The organism is Pseudomonas sp. SCB32 (genome assembly GCF_009189165.1).
In the GTDB taxonomy this organism is placed as follows: Bacteria; Pseudomonadota; Gammaproteobacteria; order Pseudomonadales; family Pseudomonadaceae; genus Pseudomonas.
On the sequence record NZ_CP045118.1, the window covers coordinates 2,553,602 to 2,576,409 of the forward strand.

General features: G+C 67.4%; 21 protein-coding genes. 17 read left to right on the forward strand and 4 right to left on the reverse strand.

Translation table 11 applies throughout. The features are described from left to right. Positions 1-9: 9 nt before the first annotated feature. From GA645_RS12050 to GA645_RS12065, 4 genes are all read left to right on the forward strand, one after another. Positions 10-765, forward strand: a complete 756-nt coding sequence (locus GA645_RS12050; RefSeq protein ID WP_152223015.1) for a glucose 1-dehydrogenase — start codon at positions 10-12, stop codon at positions 763-765. 12 nt (positions 766-777) lie between these two features. Beyond that, positions 778-1,857 carry a ferredoxin--NADP reductase gene (locus GA645_RS12055; protein ID WP_152223017.1) on the forward strand — a complete coding sequence of 360 codons (1,080 nt, stop codon included), beginning with the start codon at positions 778-780 and terminating at the stop codon, positions 1,855-1,857. Positions 1,858-2,088: 231 nt separating this feature from the next. Then, a complete protein-coding gene (locus GA645_RS12060; protein ID WP_152223020.1) occupies positions 2,089-2,835 on the forward strand; it encodes an SDR family NAD(P)-dependent oxidoreductase in 747 nt (248 codons plus the stop codon). 66 nt (positions 2,836-2,901) lie between these two features. Next, positions 2,902-4,473, forward strand: coding sequence for a FadD3 family acyl-CoA ligase (locus GA645_RS12065; RefSeq protein WP_152223022.1), 1,572 nt, complete (start codon positions 2,902-2,904; stop codon positions 4,471-4,473). A gap of 1,317 nt (positions 4,474-5,790) precedes the next feature. Here the strand turns inward: GA645_RS12065 and cysN are convergent. From cysN to GA645_RS12080, 3 genes are all read right to left on the reverse strand, one after another. After that, complete coding sequence (cysN, locus tag GA645_RS12070) at positions 5,791-7,683, reverse strand: sulfate adenylyltransferase subunit CysN (RefSeq protein WP_152223024.1); 1,893 nt, start codon at positions 7,681-7,683, stop codon at positions 5,791-5,793. Beyond that, positions 7,683-8,579, reverse strand: coding sequence for a sulfate adenylyltransferase subunit CysD (gene cysD / locus GA645_RS12075; RefSeq protein ID WP_152223026.1), 897 nt, complete (start codon positions 8,577-8,579; stop codon positions 7,683-7,685). Before cysD ends, cysN begins: the two co-directional genes overlap by 1 nt. 111 nt (positions 8,580-8,690) lie before the next feature. Further along, positions 8,691-9,161 (reverse strand): SRPBCC domain-containing protein, encoded by a 471-nt coding sequence (locus tag GA645_RS12080; RefSeq protein WP_152223028.1) that lies wholly within the window; start codon positions 9,159-9,161, stop codon positions 8,691-8,693. A gap of 152 nt (positions 9,162-9,313) precedes the next feature. Here GA645_RS12080 and GA645_RS12085 point away from each other — a divergent pair, with 152 nt between their 5' ends. The 6 genes from GA645_RS12085 (at position 9,314) to GA645_RS12110 (ending at position 14,758) form a co-directional block, all read left to right on the forward strand. Then, positions 9,314-10,426 (forward strand): DUF1214 domain-containing protein, encoded by a 1,113-nt coding sequence (locus GA645_RS12085; RefSeq protein ID WP_152223030.1) that lies wholly within the window; start codon positions 9,314-9,316, stop codon positions 10,424-10,426. Continuing rightward, a complete protein-coding gene (locus GA645_RS12090) occupies positions 10,426-11,589 on the forward strand; it encodes a sulfotransferase (protein WP_152223032.1) in 1,164 nt (387 codons plus the stop codon). Before GA645_RS12085 ends, GA645_RS12090 begins: the two co-directional genes overlap by 1 nt. A 26-nt stretch (positions 11,590-11,615) precedes the next feature. Continuing rightward, positions 11,616-12,404 carry an SDR family oxidoreductase gene (locus GA645_RS12095; RefSeq protein ID WP_152223034.1) on the forward strand — a complete coding sequence of 263 codons (789 nt, stop codon included), beginning with the start codon at positions 11,616-11,618 and terminating at the stop codon, positions 12,402-12,404. Between the two features lie 9 nt (positions 12,405-12,413). Continuing rightward, positions 12,414-13,421, forward strand: a complete 1,008-nt coding sequence (locus tag GA645_RS12100; RefSeq protein ID WP_152223036.1) for an acetyltransferase — start codon at positions 12,414-12,416, stop codon at positions 13,419-13,421. Further along, a complete protein-coding gene (locus GA645_RS12105) occupies positions 13,418-14,173 on the forward strand; it encodes a glucose 1-dehydrogenase (RefSeq protein ID WP_152223037.1) in 756 nt (251 codons plus the stop codon). The genes GA645_RS12100 and GA645_RS12105 overlap by 4 nt, the downstream gene beginning before the upstream one ends. Before the next feature lie 141 nt (positions 14,174-14,314). Further along, positions 14,315-14,758 (forward strand): nuclear transport factor 2 family protein, encoded by a 444-nt coding sequence (locus GA645_RS12110; RefSeq protein WP_152223039.1) that lies wholly within the window; start codon positions 14,315-14,317, stop codon positions 14,756-14,758. A gap of 144 nt (positions 14,759-14,902) precedes the next feature. Here GA645_RS12110 and GA645_RS12115 read toward each other — a convergent pair whose 3' ends face one another. Continuing rightward, positions 14,903-16,072, reverse strand: a complete 1,170-nt coding sequence (locus GA645_RS12115; protein WP_152223041.1) for a helix-turn-helix transcriptional regulator — start codon at positions 16,070-16,072, stop codon at positions 14,903-14,905. Between the two features lie 245 nt (positions 16,073-16,317). On the opposite strand from GA645_RS12115, the gene GA645_RS12120 reads away from it, so the two are divergent. Genes GA645_RS12120 through GA645_RS12150 form a run of 7 tightly spaced genes read left to right on the forward strand, consistent with a single transcriptional unit; the run spans position 16,318 to position 22,800 of the window. After that, positions 16,318-17,214: a VOC family protein gene (locus tag GA645_RS12120; RefSeq protein ID WP_152223043.1), complete on the forward strand. Its 897-nt coding sequence runs from the start codon at positions 16,318-16,320 to the stop codon at positions 17,212-17,214. A 10-nt stretch (positions 17,215-17,224) separates the two neighbouring features. After that, positions 17,225-18,106 (forward strand): CoA transferase subunit A, encoded by an 882-nt coding sequence (locus GA645_RS12125; RefSeq protein WP_152223045.1) that lies wholly within the window; start codon positions 17,225-17,227, stop codon positions 18,104-18,106. Between the two features lie 2 nt (positions 18,107-18,108). Next, positions 18,109-18,918, forward strand: a complete 810-nt coding sequence (locus GA645_RS12130) for a CoA-transferase subunit beta (protein ID WP_152223047.1) — start codon at positions 18,109-18,111, stop codon at positions 18,916-18,918. Positions 18,919-18,920: 2 nt separating this feature from the next. Next, positions 18,921-19,784 (forward strand): enoyl-CoA hydratase, encoded by an 864-nt coding sequence (locus GA645_RS12135; protein WP_152223049.1) that lies wholly within the window; start codon positions 18,921-18,923, stop codon positions 19,782-19,784. Then, entirely contained in the window at positions 19,781-20,881 is a 1,101-nt protein-coding gene (locus GA645_RS12140; protein WP_152223051.1) for a nitronate monooxygenase family protein, read from the forward strand. The genes GA645_RS12135 and GA645_RS12140 overlap by 4 nt, the downstream gene beginning before the upstream one ends. Continuing rightward, the gene (locus tag GA645_RS12145; protein ID WP_152223053.1) at positions 20,862-21,614 is read left to right on the forward strand and encodes an enoyl-CoA hydratase family protein; all 753 of its coding nucleotides are present in this window, start codon (positions 20,862-20,864) and stop codon (positions 21,612-21,614) included. Before GA645_RS12140 ends, GA645_RS12145 begins: the two co-directional genes overlap by 20 nt. A gap of 19 nt (positions 21,615-21,633) precedes the next feature. Then, positions 21,634-22,800: an acyl-CoA dehydrogenase gene (locus GA645_RS12150; protein WP_152223055.1), complete on the forward strand. Its 1,167-nt coding sequence runs from the start codon at positions 21,634-21,636 to the stop codon at positions 22,798-22,800. Positions 22,801-22,808 lie beyond the last annotated feature (8 nt).

The window sequence follows — 22,808 nt, forward strand, 5'->3', positions numbered from 1 at the left end:
AAAACAAGCATGAATCGAGTACAAGGCAAAGTCTGTATCGTGACTGGCGCGGCCAGCGGCATCGGCCGCGAGGACGCCCTGCTGCTGGCCGCCGAAGGCGCCCGCGTGGTGATCACCGACCTCAACGAAGAGGCCGGCCGCGCCGTGGCCGCCGAGATCGGCGGCGACGCCCTGTTCATCCGCCACGACATTTCCAGCGAAAGCGACTGGAAGAACGTGATCAAGACCACCGTGGAGCGCTTCGGCCGTCTCGACGTGCTGGTCAACAACGCCGCCATCCTGGCCGTGGCCAGCATCGAGGACACCAGCCTGGAGCTGTGGCGCAAGGTGCAGACCATCAACGGCGACGGCTACTTCCTCGGCTGCAAGTACGCCATCGAAGCGATGAAGGAAACCGGCGGTGGTTCCATCGTCAACATGTCCTCGGTGGCGGCCCTGGGCGGCATGGCGGCGTTCTGCGCCTACTCCGCCTCCAAGGGCGCGGTAGCGGCCATGACCCGCTCCATCGCCGTGCACTGCAAGCAGCAGGGCTACCGCATCCGCTGCAACAGTGTGCACCCCGATGGCGTCAACACCCCGATGACCCAGGCCCTGGCCGGCGGCCAGGCGATCCCCCAGGAAGCGCTCGATGCCGACCCGATGAACCGCATGTGCGCGCCGCGGGATATCGCCAATGTGGTGCTGTTCCTCGCTTCGGACGAGTCGCGCTTCATCAGCGGCGCCGAGCTCCGCGTGGACAACGCCCAACTGATCAGCGGCGTCTGACGGAGCGTGGCGATGGGCAGTGCGCAGACTCTGGCGCCGCAAGCGGAGCCAACCGCCGCCGGCACCTTCCGCCTGGAAGTGGCCGACGTCATCGAGGAAACCGCCGACGCGCGCTCGCTGGTGCTGCGCGTGCCGGCGGAGCTGGCCGGGCGCTTCAAGTACCGCGCCGGGCAGTTCCTCAGCTTTCGCGTGGCGCTCGACGGCAAGACCCTGACGCGCTGCTACTCCATGTCCAGCACGCCTGGGCTGGATGAAACGCTGCGGGTGACGGTCAAGCGCGTGGCCGGCGGCCGCGTGTCGAACTGGATGAACGAACGCGTGCGTCCGGGCGACGAGCTGGACGTGCTGCCGCCCGCCGGCCACTTCCACCTCGGCGAACAGAAGCGCGACCTGCTGCTGTTCGGCGGCGGGTCGGGGATCACCCCAGTGTTCTCCATCCTCCGTGAAGCGCTGGCCCATCGCGACTGCCGCATCCGCCTGGTGTACGCCAACCGCGACACCGACTCGGTGATCTTCCGCGACGCGCTGCGCCGCCTGGTCTGCGAGCACGGCGAGCGCCTGCAGGTGATCCACGTGCTGGACAACCTGCAAGGCTTCCTCGCCGCCAGCGACGTGCGCCATCTGCTGCGCGGCTGGGAAGAGGCCGAATGCTTCATCTGCGGCCCCGGCCCGTTCATGGACACGGTGGAAAGCACGCTGCTGCGCGAGGGTGTCGAGTCCGCGCACATCCATGTCGAGCGCTTCGTTTCGCCGCCCGACCCGGACGCGCTGGAAGCGGCGAGCGAAGAGGCTCGCAGTGTCGCCGCCGAATCCGGTGCGGAAAGCCTGGTGGTGGCGCTGGACGGCGAGGAGCACCAGGTGCCCTGCATCCCCGGCGAAACCCTGCTGGAAAGCTGCCGCCGCGCCGGCCTCGCGCCGCCGGCCTCCTGCGAGGAAGGCTTCTGCGGCGCCTGCATGTGCAAGGTGGAGCAGGGCGAGGTACTGCTGCCGCGCAATGACGTGCTCAGCGCCGCCGAGATCGCCGAAGGCTGGACCCTGGCCTGCCAGGGCCGCGCCGGTAGCCGCGAGGTACGGGTGCGCTTCCCCGATTGATTTGCTTTGTTGAGTTGCTCTCGAGTGTGGGGCTTGTGCCGCCCCTTCTTTCACCCGGCTTCGGCCGGGTTTTTTTTCTCCCGCCATGCCATTCGAGACATGCGGGCATCGGACAAATGGCCCTGGTTGTCCTTGTACGATGCTTAGTCCCAATGGACGATCTCCCATCGCCGGGGCATCGCTAGACTCCGGCGCACAGCAACCCCAATAACGACAAGACAGAGGTGGGCAATGAATCGACTGCAAGGCAAGGTCGCGGTGGTCACGGGTGCGGCATCGGGCATCGGCCTGGCGTGCGCACGCTGCTTCGCCGAGGAAGGCGCGCAGGTGGTGGGGTTGGACGTGGGCAAGACGCCCGCCGAGTTCCCCGGCCTGTTCATGGCCCTGGACGTGAGCAACGAGAGCAACGTCGAGCAGGTGATGGGCGAAGTCGTATCGCGCTACGGCCGCCTCGACGTGCTGGTCAACGCCGCTGGCGTCGCCAGCCGTGGCAGCGTCACCGATTCGACCACCCGCGAGTGGCAGCGCGTGCTCGACATCAACCTCACCGGCAGCATGCTCACCAGCAAGCACGCGGTGGGTCAGATGGTCGCGCAGCGCAGCGGCTCGATCATCAACATCGGCTCGATCTTCGGCCTGCAGGGCTGCGACGGCAACGTCGCCTACAACGTCGCCAAGGGCGGCATCAGCCAGCTGACCCGCTCCATGGCCATCGACTACGGCCACGCCAACGTGCGCGTCAACGGCATCTGCCCGGGCCTGATCGAAACCCCCATGACCCAGATGGTGCGCGAGCAGGCGGCCTTCCACGCCTTCTTCGCCTCGCAGCACATGCTCAGCCGCGCCGGGCAGCCGGAAGAGGTGGCCAAGGCCGCGCTGTTCCTCGCTTCCGACGATGCCTCCTTCGTCAGCGGGCAGATGATCGCCGTCGACGGCGGCTTCTCCGCCGGTCGCCGATTCGCTCCGCCGCAGGCCTGATCATCGCGGCAACGGGGCCGGCGTTGCGCCGGCCCTTCTTCGGTTTTCGTTCGTGAGTTTCCTGCCATGACCAGCCCGCAATCCGCCCTGACCATTCCCCAGCTGCTGAGCGCCACGGCGACCGCCTATGGCGAGCAAGCGGCCATCGAGGACGGTGACGTCCGCCTGAGTTACCGCGAGCTCGACCAATGGCGCCAGCGTGCCGCCCGCGCCCTGCTGGCACTGGGCATCGGCCACGGCGAACGGGTCGCGGTGTGGGCGCCGAACCACTGGGAGTGGATAGTCGCGGCCACCGCGCTGCACAGCGTGGGCGCCGTGCTGGTGCCGCTGAACACCCGCATGAAGGGCGCCGAGGCTGGCCTGGTACTGCGCGAGAGCGGCGCCAGCCTGCTGTTCGTCATCGCCGACTTCCTCGGCAATGACTACCCGGCGCTGCTGGCCGGCGAGGAGCTGCCGGCGCTGCGCCAGCGGGTGATCCTGCGCGGCGAGCGTCTTGGAGCGCTGGGCTGGGACGCGTTCCTGGCCCTGGCCGACGGCGTGCCCGAGGCACAGCTGGATGAGCGCCAGGCGGCGGTCAGCAGCGACGACCTGTGCGACCTGCTGTTCACCTCCGGTACCACCGGCAAGCCCAAGGGCGTGATGACCGCCCACGGCCAGAACCTGCGCCTGGTGCGCGACTGGAGCGAAATGGTCGGCCTGCGCCAGGGCGACCGCTACCTGATCGTCAATCCCTTCTTCCACAGCTTCGGCTACAAGGCCGGCTGGCTGGCGGCGCTGATGCGCGGTTGCTGCATCCTGCCGCAGGCGGTGTTCGACGTGAACGTGCTGCTCGAACGCGTCGCCGCCGAGCGCGTCACTGTGCTGCCCGGCCCGCCGACGCTGTACCAGTCGCTGCTGGCACACCCCGATCGCGGCGCGTACGACCTGAGCTCCCTGCGCGTCGCCGTCACCGGCGCTGCTTCGGTACCCGTGGAAATGGTCCGGCGCATGCGTAGCGAACTGGGCTTCGAGACCATCGTCACCGCTTACGGTCTGACTGAGACCTGCGGCTTCGTCACCATATGCCGTCCCGGCGACGATGCCGAAACCATCGCCACCACCAGCGGCCGCGCTTTCCCCGAAGTGGAAGTGCGCTGCGTGGACACCGAGGGTCGCAGTGTCCCGACCGGTGAACCGGGGGAAGTGGTGGTGCGCGGCTACAACCTGATGCAGGGCTACTTCGGCAATCCCGAAGCAACTGCCGAAGCCATCGACTCCGAAGGCTGGCTGCACACCGGCGACGTCGGCGTGCTGGATGAGCGCGGCTACCTGCGCATCACCGATCGTCTCAAGGACATGTTCATCAACGGCGGCTTCAATGTGTACCCGGCGGAGATCGAGCAGACCATCCTCTGCTACCCGGGCGTCGCCCAGGCGGCGGTGATCGGCATTCCCGACGAGCGCCTGGGGGAGGTGGCCATGGCCTTCCTGCTGCCGGCCGCCGGGCAGTCCATCGACCTCGATGCCTTCCTCGCCTGGTGCCGCGAACGCATGGCCAACTACAAGGCCCCGCGCCGCGCCATGCTGCTCGACGCCCTGCCGCTGAACGCCGCCGGCAAGGTCACCAAGGCCGCCCTGCGGGAGCTGGCGGCGAGCTGATACAACCGAATCCTTTGGCTGGTCATGCCCCGCGGGGAAATCTACCCTCGGGGCTTTTTTTTGCTTGGCGGGTAATGGGGACCAGGGATGGGAATGCCTACGTAGGAGCAACTGTCTTTTGTGCCCTTGTAGGATGGCGTAGAGCGAAGCGAAACCCATCAAGATCGTGCACCGACAGCATGGGTATCGCTTCGCTCCACCCATCCTACGAATTGCGGCAACTCGAGTCCTGATGCACGACTCCTGTAGGAGCGGACTCTGTCCGCGATGCTCTTGCTTTACGTAGGGCGGATAACGCCTAAGGCGTTATCCGCCGTATCGGGGGTTAGGTGTTCCTGCGCCGCTTTAGCGTGTTTTGATGTATTGGGTTTCGCCCCCTCGGGCGAGTTACTTTCTCAAACTGCGGATGGCCGCCCCACAGAAAGTAACCAAAGGTCTTTGCCCCATCATCCGGCCCCGGCTTCGCCGGGGTTCCCTCCTTCCATCGAAGTTTCAGGGGCCCGCGCTGACGGGCCATCCCTGGCCCGACAGCGCTCTCGCGGCATCCATGCCGCTCAACCCCTGAAACTCCGATTCCACTCGGCCTCCTGAAGGGGCGCTCGGAGTGCGCGGATATTTCTCTGGAAGTCTTAGAGAGCCAGAGCCAGAGCCAGAGCGACGCTGCGCTCCCGTAGGAGCGGACCTTGTCCGCGAAATCCGTAGCGGATGGCTCCTCTCGTACAGGGGAATGCCAACGCATCGCGCCTACGTAGGAGCTGACTCCGTTCGCGATGCTTGTGTAGGGCGAATAACGCGCAGCGTTATCCGCCTTGATGGGTTTCGCTTCGCTCTACGCCATCCTACGAAGAGCCTCCACAGTTTCAAGCGCGCGCAGAGTCCCGTCAGGAGGCCGAGTGGAGGTATTGCGCAGAGGGGCGAACGGCATGGATGCCGCGAGAGGACTAGGCGTCCCCGCTAAAGGGCCACGGATGGCCCTTGTACGCCGATCCTCGGAGCGATACCGGAAGGAGGGAAACGGAGCGCAGCGTAGTAACAGCCGAAGGCTGGCCCGAAGGGTGAGCGCAGCGAATCAGTCCGGCGAAGCCGGGGCCGGATGTCGGGACGAGACCTTTTGGTTCCTTTTGTGAGGGCGGCTATCCGACGTTTGACAAAAGGGACTCGCCCGAGGGGGCGAAACAAAAAGTCCCAGCACACGCCGAAGCGGCGCGGAAACACCGAACAAGACTTCGGATAACGCTTGAGGCCTTATGCGCCCTACGAAATACAAAAAGGCCCGCCCCCAGTGAAGGGGCGGGCCCTGGTGCTTTACCGCTCCAATCAACCCTTCAACAACATCTCCACGATCCGCTCCGCAGCCACCTCCGCCGATTCATGGCGGGTGTCGACGCGAATCTCCGGGCTCAGCGGCGCCTCGTACGGCGAGTCGATGCCGGTGAAGTTCTTCAGCTCACCACGCCGGGCCTTCTGGTACAGCCCCTTGGGATCGCGCTCTTCGGCCAGGCTCAGCGGCGTGTCGACGAAGATCTCCAGGAAGTTGCCTTCGCCGGCCAGGTTGCGCGCCATGTCGCGTTCGGCGCGGAACGGCGAGATGAAGGACACCAGGGTGATCAGCCCGGCATCGAGCATCAGCCTCGCCACTTCGGCCACGCGGCGGATGTTCTCCACGCGGTCGGCCTCGGTGAAGCCCAGGTCGCGGTTCAGGCCGTGGCGCACGTTGTCGCCGTCGAGCAGGTAGGTGTGCCGGCCGAGGGCGTGCAGCTTGCGCTCCACCAGGTTGGCAATGGTCGACTTGCCGGCCCCGGACAGCCCGGTGAACCACAGCACCCGTGGCGTCTGGCCCTTGAGCGCGGCATGGGCCTCGCGGTTCACGTCGATGGCCTGCCAGTGCACGTTCTGCGCGCGGCGCAGGGCGAAGTGCAGCATGCCGGCGCCGACGGTGCGGTTGCTCAGCCGGTCGATGACGATGAAGCCACCGGTGTCGCGGTTGTCGGCATAGGCATCGAAGGCGATCGGGCGGTCCAGGTTGAGGTTGCACACGCCGATCTCGTTCAGCTCCAGGGTGCGCGCGGCCAGGTGTTCCAGGCTGTTCACGTCGACCCGGTGCTTGAGGCTGGTGCAGCTCATGCCGACGGTGCGGGTGCCGATCTTCATCAGGTAGGGGCGGCCGGGCAGCAGGGCGTCCTCGTCCATCCATACCAGGGTCGCTTCGAACTGGTCGGCCACTTCCGCCGGGGCGTCGGCCAGGGTGATCAGGTCGCCACGGCTGATGTCGATCTCGTCTTCCAGGGTCAGGGTCACCGCCTGGCCGCAGACGGCTTCCTGCTGCTGGCCGGCGGTACCAAGGATGCCGCTGACCACGCTCTGCTGGCCCGAAGGCAGCACGCGGATACGCTCGCCGACGCGGATGCCGCCGGCGGCGATATTGCCGCTGAACCCCCGGAAGTCCAGGTTCGGCCGGTTCACCCATTGCACCGGCAGGCGGAACGCCGCCTGGCTCTGCCGCGACTCTTCCAGCGGCACGTTTTCCAGGTACTGCAGCAGGCTCGGTCCCTGGTACCAGGGTGTGTTCGGGCTGGCTTCGAGCATGTTGTCGCCGCGCAGCGCCGAGAGCGGGATGCACTGGATGTCGTCGAGGCCGATCTGCGCGGCGAAGGCGCGGTAGTCGCGCTCGATACGCTCGAAGACCTCCTGCGAGTACTCCATCAGGTCGAGCTTGTTGATCGCCAGCACCACCTTGCGGATGCCCAGCAGGGACACCAGGTAGCTGTGCCGACGGGTCTGCACCAGCAGGCCCTGGCGGGCGTCGACCAGGATCACCGCGAGGTCGGCGGTGGAGGCGCCGGTGACCATGTTGCGGGTGTACTGCTCGTGGCCGGGGGTGTCGGCGACGATGAACTTGCGCTTGTCGGTGGCGAAGAAGCGGTAGGCCACGTCGATGGTGATGCCCTGTTCGCGCTCGGCGGCCAGGCCGTCCACCAGCAGGGCGAAGTCCAGTTCCTCGCCCTGGGTGCCGAGCTTCTTCGAGTCGGCCTCCAACTGGCCGAGCTGGTCCTCGAAGAGCACCTTGGATTCGTAGAGCAGGCGGCCGATCAGGGTGCTCTTGCCGTCGTCGACGCTGCCACAGGTGATGAAGCGCAGCAGTTGCTTGTGCTGTTGCTGGGCCAGGTAGGCGCCGAGGTCGTCTCGTGCCGATTGGGTGATGGCGTTCATCAGAAGTAGCCCTCTTGTTTCTTCTTCTCCATGGAGCCGGCCGAGTCGCTGTCGATCAGGCGGCCCTGGCGTTCGGAGGTGCGGCTGACGAGCATCTCCTGGATGATCGCCGGCAGGTCGTCGGCGTCGCTGTCGATGGCACCGGTGAGCGGGTAGCAGCCCAGGGTGCGGAAGCGCACCTTGCGCAGTTCCGGGGTTTCCCCGTCGCGCAGCGGCAGGCGCTCGTCGTCGACCATGATCAGGGTGCCGTCACGGCGCACGACCGGGCGCTCCTTGGCGAAATACAGCGGCACGATGGGAATCTGTTCCAGGTAGATGTATTGCCAGATGTCCAGCTCGGTCCAGTTCGACAGCGGGAAGACCCGCAGGCTTTCGCCCTTGCGTTTACGAGTGTTGTACAGGCTCCAGAGTTCCGGACGCTGCTGCTTGGGGTCCCAGCGGTGCTGCTCGGAACGGATCGAGAACACCCGCTCCTTGGCCCGCGATTTCTCCTCGTCGCGGCGTGCGCCGCCGAAGGCCGCGTCGAAGCCGTGGTGATCCAGCGCCTGCTTCAGGCCCTGGGTCTTCCAGATGTCGGTGTGCAGCGCCGAGCCGTGCTCGAAGGGGTTGATGCCACGCTCCACGCCCTCGGGGTTGACGTGCACCAGCAGCTCCAGGCCCAGGCGCTTGGCGGTCTGGTCGCGGAAGTCGATCATCTCGCGGAATTTCCAGGTGGTGTCCACGTGGAGCAGCGGGAAGGGCGGCTTGCCGGGGGCGAAGGCCTTCATCGCCAGGTGCAGCATCACTGCGCTGTCCTTGCCGATGGAGTAGAGCATCACCGGGTTTTCACACTCGGCGACCACTTCGCGGATGATCTGGATGCTTTCCGCTTCCAGCCGTTGCAGATGACTCAACATCAGTTACCTCCTCGTGTCTTGCCGTCCTCGGGGTCGGCGTGACATCACGGTAGGTAATGCGCCGTCGCGGGTTCTTCGTCCGAGCGGACGAAAAAACCGCGACGACCCGACTCAGGCCGACGTCCCGTGCAATGCCTCGGCGTGGGCCTTGAGCGCCAGGGCCACGGCGTCGAAGCCCTGCTTGACCCAGGGACCGTGGTTGGCCATGACCTGATCGGCGGTAGGGCCGAGGAATTGGTCGGTGGTCTGGTAACGACAGCTGCGCGGGCCGGTCGGTTCGATGATCTGTTCGCGGCGCGCGGCGTCCGGGTTGTCGGCGCTGGCGATCATTTCCCAGGCGAGCAGGCGGTGTGGCTCGAAGTCGGCCAGGTGCTCGACCACGTGCAGCAGCTCGCCGGGGCGAGTCGGGTCGGGCAGGAACAGGTTGACCGGCTCGCCCAGACGCAGGCTCGATTCCACCTTGACGGTGTAGGGGTTCCACTGCGGGTAGCTCGGCAGGTCGACCAGGATCGACCAGACCAGTTCGGCGGGCGCCGCGATCTCCACGCTCAGCGAGCGCACCAGGTTCTTCTCTGTGCTCATGGGAGTCTTCCTCCAGACGTACGCATCGCACCGCGCGACGCGTCAGAGTCGATACTCGGCGCAAGCGTCTTCGCGCTCCTCGTCCGCTCGGACGAAGAATCCGTAACCGGCTCCTCCCTAAGGTCTGTACAGGCCCACTGGAGGAGACCGAAATGCCCACCGACAGGATCGAACAAGAGGTCATCAGCGGCGAAAGCTGGAACCTCTTCTGCGAACAACTGCGCCGCAGCGGCGAACAGATACTCCGCGCCGAGGCGCCCGCCGACGGGCAGACCCGCGCCGAAGGCTTCCGCTACCTGACCCGCCTGCTGCGCATCGCCCTGGAAATGCACCTGGAGTTCGCCGACCCGGACTTCCCCGGCTTCATCACGCCCTCCCACGAGACGGCGAAGATCGGCGCCGACAACCCGGACAACCTGTACCGCTACGCCCGCCTCAACGGTGAGCACCAGTACCGCGTCAGCGGCAGCCGGGGCAGCGTGTTCTACCTCAGCTTCGGCACCCAGAAGGGCGGCTACGAGACCGACGGCAAGATGATCCAGACCGGTTTCATCGACGCCAGCCAGCTGGAGATCGATGCCGACGGCAACTTCGAGATCATCCTCAGCCAGCATCGTCCTGCCAGCGGCAACTGGCTGCCGATGGAGGCTACGAGCAACGCGCTGGTGGTACGCCAGACCTTCCTCGACCGCGGCGCCGAGCAACCGGCGCAACTGCGCATCGAGCGGCTGGACGGCGCCCAGGCACCGGAGCCGCTGAGCCCGCAGCGCCTGCAGCAGGGGCTGACCCGCGCCGCCTCGTTCGTCGAAGGCACCGCGCGGTTGTTCGCCGACTGGGCCCAGGGCTACCAGACCCACGCCAACCAGCTGCCGCTGGCGGACCAGGCGCTGTGCCAGTCGGTCGGCGGCGACCCGAACATCCTCTACTACCACTCCTACTGGGCACTGGCCGACGACGAGGCGCTGGTGATCGACGTGGAGCAGGTACCGGAGTGCGACTTCTGGAACCTGCAGATCAACAACTACTGGATGGAATCGCTGGACTACCGCTACCACCGCATCTGCCTGAACAAGCATTCGGCGCAGCTGGACGGGAAGGGTGGCGTACGCATGGTCCTCAGCGCCCGCGATCCGGGCCTGCCCAACTGGCTGGAAACCGCCGGCCATCCCAACGGCACCCTCTGTCTGCGCTGGGTTGGCGCGAAGCAGCCGGTGCACCCGACCACCCGCGTGCTCAAGCTCGCTGAACTCAAGGATCTGCTGTGATGGACGATTTCTCCGCTAAAGCCCTGCTGGCCGAAGCCAGCGCCCGCGCTGGCGGCCTCGATGACTTCGGCGAGGGCGACTTCCGCGCGGCGCTGGACGTGCTCGCCGTCGCCCTGCGCGACGAGGCCAAGCTCTCCGCCCAGGGCCGCGCGCTGCTGCGCGAGAAGCTGCTGGCGCAGCTGGGCAACCGCCTGGTACTGGAGGATTACTGCAAGCGCCATCCGGAAATCCTCGAGCAGCCCATCGACGACCCGCTGGTGATCGTCGGCCTGCCGCGTACCGGCACCACATTGCTGCAGCGCACCCTGGCGGTGGACCCGCAGTTCAGCAAGGCGCAGTGGTGGGAAACCCGCTACCCGGCGCCGCTGCCGGGCGAGGCGGTGGAGCAGCCGAGCCAGCGCATCGAGCGGGCGCGCAAGGAAGTGGCGGGGATGATCGAGTTCCTGCCGCAGCTGCTGACCATCCACCCGCTGGACGCCGAGCAGCCGGACGAGGAATTCATGCTCATGGAGCATTCCTTCCTCTGCGCCATGGACTCCTACGTCAACGTGCCGGGCTACACCGCCTGGCTCGATCGCCAGGACCAGGCCCAGGTCTACCGCTACCTGAAGAAGACCCTGCAGTTCCTGCAGTGGCAGCAGCAGCGCCGGGGCATCGCGCCGGGACGCCGCTGGCTGCTGAAGAGCCCGCAGCACCTGCACACCGTGGAACTGCTGTTCGAGGTCTTCCCCCGTGCCCAGGTGGTGCTGACCCACCGCGACCCGGGCAAGACCATCCCGTCCCTGGCCAGCTTCATCCATACCCTCTGGCAGCTCTACAGCGAGCAGGTGGACGCCCGCGCCGTCGGCGGCCAGTGGAACCAGCGCATGGCCCGCGCCCTGCATCACACCATGCAGGCGCGTGACGACCTGCCCGCCGGCCGCTTCCTCGACGTGCGATTCGAGGACACCCTGAGCGACCCGCTCGGCGTGGTCGAGCGCATCTACGCCTTCGCCGGCCTCGAGCTGACGCCGGACTGCCGCGCCGCCATGCAGCGCTGGTTGGCCGACAACGGCCGCGAGAAACGCGCCGCCCACCAGTACAGCGCCGAACAGTTCGGTCTCGACGAGGCCACTTTCGAGCGCGACTACGCCGACTACCGCCGCCGGCATATCCAGGCCTGAGCCGCCAAACACAGGAGAGATTCCCCATGCTGCTGAAAGACAAGGTCGTGATGATTTCCGGCATCGGTCCGGGGCTGGGCATCAAGCTGGCCCTGGAAGCCGCCCGCGAAGGCGCGCGCGCCCTGGCCATCGGTGCGCGCAGCGAAGCGCGGCTGATCGAGGCGCAGGAGCGCATCCACGCCATCGCCCCCGATTGCGAAGTGCTGCGCCTGCCCACCGACATTACCGATCCCGCCGCCTGCAACGATTTCGCCCAGGCTACGGTGGCGCGTTTTGGGCGCATCGACGCGCTGATCAACAGCGCCTTCTCCCACGGTGGTTTCCAGGCCGTGGAGGAGGGCGACAACGACCCGCTGCGCGAGGCCCTGGAGGTCAACCTGTTCGGCTCGCTGAACATGAGTCGCGCGGTACTGCCGGCCATGCAGGCGCAGCGCGCCGGCGCCATCGTCATGATCAACACCCTCGGCGTGCGCAAGCCCTACCAGGGCGGCGCCGCCTACTCGGCGTCCAAGGCCGCGCTGGCGGCTTCGGTGCGCTACCTGGCGGCGGAACAGGCGGTGCACGGCCTGCGGGTCAACGCCCTGTCCTGCGGCTGGATGTGGGGCGAGCCGGTGCAGGCGGTGGTGCGCCAGACCGCCGCTGCCCGTGGCGTCAGCGAGGAGCAGGTGCGCGCCGAATTCAGCGCCGGCATTCCCGGCGGGCGCATGCGCACTGACGAGGAATGTGCCCGTGCGGCGCTGTTCCTCGCCTCGGACTACTCCAGCGCGATCAATGGCGCGCAACTCGACGCCAATGGCGGCGAGCTGATGGCCTGAGGAACGGACATGAGCCTGATCGACCACTGCGCCTTCAACGGCGACGCCGACGGCCTCTGTGCCCTGCAACAGCTGCGCCTGGCCGGGGAGCTGGACGCGGGCGTGAAGCTGGTCAGCGGGGTGAAGCGCGACATCGACCTGCTGCGCCGGGTACAGGCCGGGGCCGGCGAGCGGGTGACAGTGCTGGACATCTCCCACGCGCAGAACCACGCCGACACCCGGCGCCTGCTGGAGGCCGGTGCCGCCTTGCGCTACTTCGACCACCACCACGCCGGCGAGCTGCCGACGCATGCGGCCTTCGAGTCCTTCATCGATACCGCTGCCGACGTCTGCACCAGCATCCTGGTCGACCGTTACCTCGACGGCCGCTTCCACCGCTGGGCGGTAGCGGCGGCCTTCGGCGACGGCCTGGCCGGCCCGGCGCGCGCCCTGGCGCAGCGGCATGACCTGGCCGCCGACGATGTGACGGCACTGGAGGAACTGGGCCTGTTGCTGAACTACAACGCCTACGGCGAAAGCCTGGCCGACCTGCACTTCGATCCCCAGGTGCTGGCGGCCGAGCTGCTGCCTTACGAAAACCCGCTGGAATTCATCCGCGACAGCCCCAGCTTCACCACCCTGCGCGCGGCCCACGCCACCGACATGGCGGCCGCCCAGGGCCAGAGCCCCTGGCGCAAGGGGCCGGGCGCGCTGCTCTACCGCCTGCCCACCGAGGCCTGGGCGCGGAGGGTGAGTGGGGTGCTGGCCAACCAGCTGGCGAGCCGCGAGCCGCAGCGGGCCATCGGCCTGCTCAGCGCCAAGGCCGAGGGCGGTTGGCTGTTCAGCCTGCGCGTGCCGGCGGGCGCGGCGCTGGCGGCGGATGCCTTCTGCCGTGGCTTCCCCACCGGTGGTGGGCGGGCTCGCGCGGCCGGCATCAATCATCTCGACGACGATCAACTGGACGAACTGGCCAGCCGCCTGCTGGCCAGCTATCCGCAACAGGCGGCGCAGGCCGCCACCCTGGAGGCAAGTGCATGAAGCGACTGGATGGAAAGGTAGCCCTGATCACCGGCGCCGCGCGCGGGCAGGGCGCGGCGGAAGCGCGTCTGTTCGTCGAACAGGGCGGCCGGGTGGTGATCGCCGATCTGCTGGACGAAGAGGGTGCTCGCCTGGCCGACGAGCTGGGTGATGCCGCGCTCTACCAGCATCTGGACGTGACCTCGGCGGAGCAGTGGGAAGCGGCGGTACGTGCGGCGGAAGCGCACTTCGGCCGGCTCGACGTGCTGGTCAACAACGCCGGCATCCTGCTCCTGGCGCCGCTGGAAGAGTGCTCGCTGGAGAGCTACCGCAAGGTCATCGAGGTCAACCAGGTGGGCTGCTGGCTGGGCATGAAGGCTGTGCTGCCGGCGCTCAAGCGCGCCGGTGGCGGTTCCATCGTCAACCTCTCCTCGACGGCGGGCATGGAAGGCGTGGCCGGTGGCAGCGCCTACGTCGCCAGCAAGTTCGCCGTGCGCGGCATGACCAAGTCCGCCGCGCTGGAGCTGGGGCGCCATGGCATCCGCGTGAACTCGGTGCATCCGGGCGGCATCGACACGCCCATGGCGCGCCCGCCGGAGATGGCCGAGATCGATGCGTCGGCCTTCTACAGCGGCTTGCCGATTCCGCGTATCGGCCAGCCGGAGGAAGTGGCCAGGCTGGTGCTGTTCCTCGCCAGCGACGAGTCCAGCTACTGCACGGGGGCCGAGTTCGTGGTCGACGGCGGCATGCTGGCTGGCGCGACCTTCGGCTGAGGCCATAACCCCTGGGCTCGGAGACTCGCCCGTAGGATGGCGTAGAGCGAAGCGAAACCCATCAATCCCGTGCACCGCGACAGCATGGGTTTCGCTTCGCTCTACCCATCCTACGTCTCATCGACTACTGAGGAGGATGACATGCTGTCCCTGCAGGAAATCTCGGATCGGCTGGAAATCCAGCAACTGGCGGTCGACTATTCCACGGCCATCGACAGCCGCGACTTCGACGCGCTGGACCGGGTGTTCAGCGCCGATGCCTACATCGACTACCGCGCCATGGGTGGTATCGATGGGCGTTATCCGGAGGTGAAAGACTGGCTGCGCGAGGCGCTGAGTAACTTTCCGGCTTACCAGCACATGATTTCCAACTTCTCTATTCAGCTGGATGGTGACCAGGCCAGCGGCCGCATCCTCTGTTTCAACCCGATGCAGGTGGACTTGGCTGATGGTACGCGGCAGACCTTCTTCCTCGGGCTCTGGTATCACGACCGCTACCGGCGGACTGCTGACGGTTGGCGTATCGAACGGCGCAGCGAGGAGAAGAGCTACGCCTTCAATGTGCCGGAGGGGTTGCCGGTCTGAGCGTCGTACCCTCCTCGTAGGAGCGGACTCTGTCCGCGAAATCCATCGCGGCGAAATTTGTGCAGACAGGAAAGCGCACCTCGCGAATCGCACGGCACGATGCAGATCGCAGACGAAGTCCGCTCCTACGGATTGATCCAGCCTTTACGCCAACGACGCCACGCTATTGAGCAGCGTCTTCACCAGCTCCGCCTGGCGCGTCACGCCGGTCTTGGCGAACACACCGCGCAAGTGCGCGCGCACGGTGTTACGCGACACGCCCAGGGCGTCAGCGGTTTCGTCCAGGGTCAGGCCGTCCATCATCTGCATCGCCACCTCGGTTTCCGTGCGGGTCAGCTGAAACAGGCTGCGCAGCAGGGTGCGCGAGGCCCGGGGCGAGTCGGCCGGATTGCGGATGAATACCACCAGCGCCGGCTGGCGGGCCTCGCCGTGACTTTCGTGGTTCAGCGCCAGGGGGCGCAGCAGCAGGTTCAACGGCATCCCGCCGCTGGGGCGCGACAGCGCCAGGACTTCCACACCGTCGCCGTTTTCCCGCCTTTGCAGCAGCGTCTGGATGGCGTTCTGCAGGTTGCGGTTGTCCTGGCGGCCGAAGGCGTGCAGGCGCTCCTGCCGGCATTCCAGGCCGTCGCGGCTGTCGAGCAGGCGCTGCGCGGCGTCGTTGCTGCGCATCAGCCGGCCCTGGGTGTCGAGGATCGCGGTGCCCACCAGCAGGCGGTCGATGGTCAGGGCGTAGAGGCGCCGCTCGGATTCCAGCTGGTCGACCGTGGAATGCAGGTCCACGGCCTGTTGCAGGTGCGGCAGCAGCAGGCGCACCAGGGCCTGTTCCGCATCGTTGAAGTCCTCGCCATCCGGCCCCCGGCAGGCGAACAAGGCACAGTGCATGCCGCCCGGCGTGCGCATGTGGGCGACCAGTACGTAGCGCAGGTCCAGCGGCGCCAGGTATTGCCGGTAGAAGTCGTGCTCCAGCCAGGCCTCGGTGCCGATCACCTGGTCGGCGCTGGCGACCTGACCGACGGGCCAGTCGAGGAAGGGGCAGATGGCGTAGTAGTGCTCGCTGTACGACGGCTCGCCGGGCAGGTGCGGGCCGTGTACCGAGGCGTTGACGATCAGCCCCGGCCTTTGCTGCGCGGGGTTGCGCAGCACCAGGGTGAAGTAGCTGGCACCAAAGCGCTGGCGCAGGTGCTCCAGCAGGCTCGCCCAGGGTGTGGTTTCCTGCGGGCCGCGGTAGACCAGCTCGAGCAGTTCGCCCAGGGCGGCGGCGTCGATGCCGGCGCTGGCGCAGAGTGCCTGGCTGTCGGGGGTGGAAGGGGTCATGTGTGCCGTGCCCGTCCTTTATTGTCGTGGGCGGAGTATCGGTGGCGGAGGCTGTCGATAAATCGTCCGTTCGGCCTAGAGCGTGACGCACCTCCCGGATAACCCCCGGCGGCCCTGAATCGCCCGCGCCATGCCCCTTTGGCGCTAGTCCCATTGGACGATGTTCGGGCACGCCTGCGCTGTTTGAATCCTCATCACCGGCCAATCCGCCAGGCGGAGCGGCAATAACGATGAGGAGAGCACCCATGGATATCCGAGGACTGGGCTACGTGACCGTCCTGGCCAGCGATCTTTCGCGCTGGCGCAGCTACGCCAGCCAGGTGCTGGGCATGATGGTGGACGACGCCGCGCCCGAAGGCGCGCTGTACCTGAAGATGGACGAGCGTCACTACCGCGTGCTGGTGCTGCAGGACGAGCGCGACGGCTACGGTGCCAGCGGCTGGGAAGTGGCCGGCAAGGCCGCCTTCGAGCAGGCCATCGCCGAGCTGGCCCAGGCCGACGTCGAGGTTGTCCGTGGCAGCGCCGCCGACTGCGCGGTGCGCAAGGTCCAGGAGCTGGCGCAGTTCCGCGATCCGGACGGCAACCGTCACGAGCTGTTCTGGGGCCCGTGCCAGGACTTCCGCCCGTTCGTATCCCCGGCGGGTGTCAGCGGTTTCGTCACCGGCGCCATGGGCATGGGCCACGTGGTACTGCCGGCGCCGGCCTTCGAGCGCTGCCGCGATTTCTACGAGCAGGTGCTGGGCTTCGGTCTCTCCGACCTGATGAAGGTGCGTTTCACCCCCGATCCGCAGGAGCCGGAGAAGCGCATCCACTTCATGCACTGCAACAACGCCCGCCACCATTCCCTGGCGATCTTCGAGTGCCCGATCCCCAGCGGCTGCGTGCACATGATGCTGGAGACCGCCTCCCTCGACGACGTGGGCCGCGCCCTGGACCGCATGCACGCCAACGGCGTGAAGCTCTCGGCGACCCTCGGCAAGCACACCAACGACCACATGGTCTCGTTCTACATGCAGAGCCCCGGCGGCTTTGACATCGAATACGGCCACGGCGGCCTGGAAGTGGACTGGGAGGCGCACACGCCTTTCGAAAGCACCGTGGTCAGCCATTGGGGCCACGACTTCAGCGTCGGCCGCCAGTAAGGAGCGCAACATGGACAAACGCATGACGGCGGCCGAAATGGTCGCCCAGCTGCGCGACGGCATGACCATCGGTATCGGTGGTTGGGGTCCGCGCCGCAAACCCATGGCCCTGATCCGCGAAATCGTTCGCTCGGACCTCAAGGACCTCACCATCGTCGCCTACGGCGGCGCCGACGTCGGCATGCTGTGTGCCGCCGGCAAGGTCAAGAAGCTGGTGTTCGCCTTCGTCTCGCTGGACTTCATCCCGCTCGAACCCTACTTCCGCAAGGCCCGTCAGGCGGGTGAGCTGGACGTGATGGAAATCGACGAGGGCATGCTGCTGCTGGGCCTGCGCGCGGCTGCCATGAACGTGCCGTTCATTCCCACCGCCGTGGGCCTGGGCACCGATGTGCTGAAGTACAACCCGCAGATCAAGCTCGTTGCCTCGCCCTACGCCGACGGCCGCGACTGGGTCGCCATGCCGGCGCTGAAGCTGGACGCGGCGCTGGTCCACGTCGACCGTGCCGACGCCCGTGGCGTCTGCCAGATCGAAGGGCCGGATCACTACATGGACGACCTGTTCGTCCGTGCCGCGGCGAAGACCTTCGTCTGCTGCGACGAGCTGGTGGAGTCCGCGCACTTCCACGCCAACCCGCAGGCGGCCCGCACGGTGTTCTGGGAACGCAACCTCACCGACGGCGTGGTGCACGTCCCCGGTGGCGCCCACCCCAGCTCCTGCGCACCGCTGTACGGCTTCGACGTGCCGCACTTCCAGCGCTACAACGCTTCCGTCCAGGAAGAGGACGGCTGGCAGCGCTACTACGACGAATTCATCCGCGACGGCGAAGCCGCCTACCTGGAAAAGGTCGGTGGAATCGAGTCCCTCCGCAAGCTGCCCCTGCCGGTGTTCTGACCATGACTGACGCTACCGCTTCCTGCAGCCTCGCCGAGCTGTTGATCTGCGCCGCCAGCGAATGCTGGCGTGACGACGGCGAAGTGCTCGCCACCGGCATCGGCGTGGTTCCGCGCCTGGCCGCTTCCCTGGCCATGCTGACCAGCAATCCGGACCTGCTGATGACCGATTCGGAGGCCTTCATGGTCGCCGAGCCGGTGCCGCTGGGCGCCCGCAACGGCTACGTGCCGAAGTTCGACAGCTGGATGGGCTTCTCGCGCATCTTCGACAACGTCTGGGGCGGTCGCCGCCACGCGCTGGTCGGCCCGACCCAGATCGACCGCTTCGGCCAGGCCAACATCTCCTGCATCGGCGACTACGCCAAGCCCAAGGCGCAAATGCTCGGCGTGCGCGGCTTCCCGGGTAACTCCATCAGCCACGCCAACTCCTTCTTCGTGCCGTCGCACAGCCGCCGGGTATTCGTCGAAGGCGAAGTCGACATGGTCGCCTCGGTCGGCTACAACCCCGCGCGCCTGGCCCGTGGCTGGTCGCTGGACGACATCGATATCCGCCTGATCGTCACCGACCTCTGCGTGCTCGACTTCGGCGGCCCGCAGCACCAGATGCGCGTTCGCTCGCTGCATCCGGGCGTGGAACTGGCGCAGGTGCTGGACAACACCAGCTTCGACCTGGCCCTGCCGGCGCAGATCCCGACCACCGCCATGCCGTCGGCCGAGCAACTGGCAATCCTGCAGCGCCTCGACCCGCACAACCTGCGTGGCCGCCAGCTCAAGGACAACCCGCCGGCGCTGCGCAGCGCCAAGGAAGCCTAGTCATGAGCGAAGTCGAAGAGGTCGTTCTCTACGAGGTGCAGGGCCCGGTGGCCCTGGTCACCATGAACCGTCCCGAGTACCACAACGCGCAGAACTCGAAGATGACCTACGCGCTGGACGCGGCCTTCCGCCGCGCCTGCGACGACGATTCGGTCAAGGTCATCGTCCTGCGCGGCGAGGGCAAGCACTTCTCCGCCGGACACGACATCGGCACGCCGGGCCGCGACGTGAACGAAAGCTTCGACCGCGCGAGCCTGTGGTACGACCACGTGAACAAGCCGGGCGGCGAATTCCTCTATGCCCGCGAGCAGGAGGTCTACCTGGGCATGTGCCGGCGCTGGCGCGAAATGCCCAAGCCGACCGTGGCCATGGTGCAGGGCGCCTGCATCGCCGGCGGGCTGATGCTGGCCTGGGTCTGTGACCTGATCGTCGCCAGCGACGATGCCTACTTCCGCGACCCGGTGGTGCGCATGGGCATCCCCGGCGTCGAGTACTTCGCCCACGTGCATGAACTCAGCCCGCGCATCGCCAAGGAGTTCCTCTTCCTCGGCGAACGCCTGGGTGCCGAGCGCGCCTGGCAACTGGGCATGGTCAACAAGGTGGTGCCGCGCGACGTGCTGCTGGACGTGACCCTGGACATGGCCCGCCGCGTGGCCGAAATGCCGCGCCTGGGCCTGCAGCTGGCCAAGCAGGCGGTGAACAACGCCGAGGACCTGATGGGCAAGCGCGCCACCATGGACATGGTGTTCGGCCTGCACCACTTCGCCCACGCCCACAACGAACTGGTCAGCGGCGACCGCCTGGGCGGCTACGACGCCCGCGCCATGGCCAGCTCGCAGCGCGAGCCGGCGGAGGGCGGCCGATGAGCCTGGACCTGAGCACCCGCGTTACCCAGTTGCTCGGCTGCCGCTACCCGATCATCCAGACCGCCATGGGCTGGGTGGCCGATCCGCGCCTGGTGGCCGCCACCGGCAATGCCGGCGCGTTCGGCTTCCTCGCCGGCGCCACCATAGAGCCGCACCTGATGGAAGCGGCGATCCTCGAAACCAAGTCGCTGACCTCGGCACCGTTCGGCGTCAACTTCCACATGTACCAGCCCAACGCCGCCGAGATCGTCGAGCTGGTGCTGCGCCATGGTGTGAAGGCGGTGAGCTACAGCCGCTCGCCGGGCAAGCAGATGGTCGCCCGGCTGAAAGAGGCCGGGGTGATCTGCATGCCCACCGTCGGCGCGCTCAAGCACGCGCAGAAGGCCGTGGAGATGGGCGCCGATATCGTCACCGTGCAGGGCGGCGAGGGCGGCGGTCACACCGGCTCGGTGCCCACCTCGCTGCTGCTGGCGCAGGTGCGCGACGCGGTGCAGGTGCCGGTTGTCGCCGCCGGTGGCTTCCATGACGGCGCCGGTCTGGTGGCCGCGCTGGTCCTGGGCGCCGAAGGCGTGGCCATGGGCACGCGCTTTTTGATGAGCCAGGAAAGTCCGGTGCCGGACGCCACCCTGGCGCGCTACCTGGGCGTGAAGGACCCGGCGAAGGTGATCGTCAGTCGCGCGCTCGACGGCCTGCCACAGCGAATGATCCGCAACGAACTGCTCGACGCCCTGGAGGCCGCCGGCCCCTGGCGTCGCCTGGGCCTCGCCGTGCAGTGCGCGCTGGCCTACCGCCGCCACTCCGGCATCAGCATCGGGCAGATGCTCCAGGCCCTGCGCAACCGTGGCGAGCTGACCCTTTCCCAGGCGCTGCTGGCTGCCAACGCACCCATGGTGATCCAGAAGGCCATGGTCGACGGCCAGCCCGAAGACGGCGTGCTGCCGGCCGGTCAGGTCGCCGCGCTGCTGGGCAGCCGTTCCCCGTGCGCCGAGATCATCCAGAACATCGTCACCCAGGCCGAGGCCCGGCTCACCGAGCTGGCCCGCCGGGTAGAACCGCAACAGACCCAGGAGAGCCTCCATGCAGCCGTTTCGCGTTGAGATCAACGAGCACATCGCCGAGATGGTGTTCGACCGCCCGCCGGTGAACGCCTTCAACTGCGCCGGCTGGGCGGCCATCGCCGCCGAACTGGAACGCCTGGGCCGCGATGACGCGGTGCGGGTCATCATCATCCGCGCCGAGGGCCGGGGCTTCTGCGCCGGCGTCGACATCAAGGAACTGGCCGCCGACGGCAACCTGATCGTCGCGGTGAACAAGGGCAACTACGACAGCTTCAAGGCGGTGCACCGCAATCCCAAGCCGGTGATTGCCGCCGTGCATGGCTTCGTCCTCGGTGGCGGCATCGGCCTGTGCGGCGCGGCGGACATCGTCGTCGCCAGCGAGTGCGCGACCTTCGGCGTGCCCGAGGTGGACCGTGGCGCCATGGGCGGCGGTGCACACCTGCAGCGCCTGTTCCCGGTGCAGAAGGTGCGCCACATGTACTTCACCGGTGAGCCGATCGACGCCTACGAGGCCTACCGCCTGGGCGCGGTGGAGCGCGTGGTGCCGCGCGACAAGCTGCGTGACGCGGCCCTGGACGTGGCGCGCAAGATCGCCGCCAAGAGCCCCGCGATGATCGCCCTGGCCAAGGAAGCGCTGACCGGCATCGAGGACGGCAACCTCGAAGACAAATACCGCTGGGAGCAGGGCTTCACCCTTGAAGCATACCGCTCGCTGGATTCCCAGGAAGCACGCGACTCCTTCGTCGAGAAGCGCGACGCGCAATTCAACTGATCAACCACAGGCACAGCCCATGGACCTTAACTACAACAAAGAGCAACAGGCCTTCCGCGAGGAAGTCCGCGCCTGGCTGGCGGCCAACGTGCCGAAGAACCCCTTGCCCTCGTACGACACCGAAGAGGGTTTCCGTCTGCACCGCGAGTGGGAAGCGCGCCTGCATGACGGCCACTGGGGCATGGTGACCTGGCCGGAAGCCTATGGCGGCCGTGGCTGCGACCTGATCCAGTGGCTGATCTTCGAAGAAGAGTACTACCGTGCCGGCGCCCCCGGCCGGGTCAACCAGAACGGCATCTTCCTGCTCGGCCCGACCCTCATGGAGTTCGGCACCGAGGAGCAGAAGGCGCGCTTCCTGCCGCGCATGGCGCGTGGCCAGGACGTCTGGGCCCAGGGCTGGTCCGAGCCGGGCGCAGGCTCCGACATGGCGGCCATCCGCTCGCGCGCCGAGCGTGTCGGCGACCACTACGTGATCAACGGCCAGAAGACCTGGTCGACCCGCGCGGTGTGGGCCGACTGGCTGTTCGGCATGTTCCGCACCGACCCGGCCTCCAGCCGCCACCACGGCCTGACCTTCATCCTGGTGCCGCTGGATTCGCCGGGCATCACCGTGCGCCCGATCGCCCAGCTCGACGGCCTGCCGGGCTTCGCCGAAATCTTCTTCGACGACGTCAAGGTCCCGGTGGAGAACGTACTGGGTGGCGAAGGGCAGGGCTGGCACGTGGCGATGTCCACCGCCGGCTTCGAGCGCGGGCTGATGCTGCGTTCCCCGGCGCGCTTCCAGGAAACCGCGCGGCGCCTGCTGCAGCTGTACCTGGAGAACCGCGAAGCGGCCGACCGCGACCCGGCCATCGGCGAAGCGGTGATGCGCGCCTGGCTGGACGCCGAGGCCTACACCCTGAGCACCTACATGACCGCCTCGCGCCTGCAGCAGGGCGGCCGCATCGGCCCGGAATCCTCGACCAACAAGATCTTCTGGTCGGAGCTGGACCAGCGCATGCACGACACCGCCCTGAGCATCCTCGGCGCCCGCGCCGAACTGCTGCCCGAAGCACCGATGGCGGGCGAGGTCGGCCGCTGGCTGGACGGTTTCCTGTTCTCCCTGGCCGGCCCGATCTACGCCGGCACCAACGAAATCCAGCGCAACATCATCGCCGAACGCATGCTCGGCATGCCGCGCGCCTGAGGAGCCAG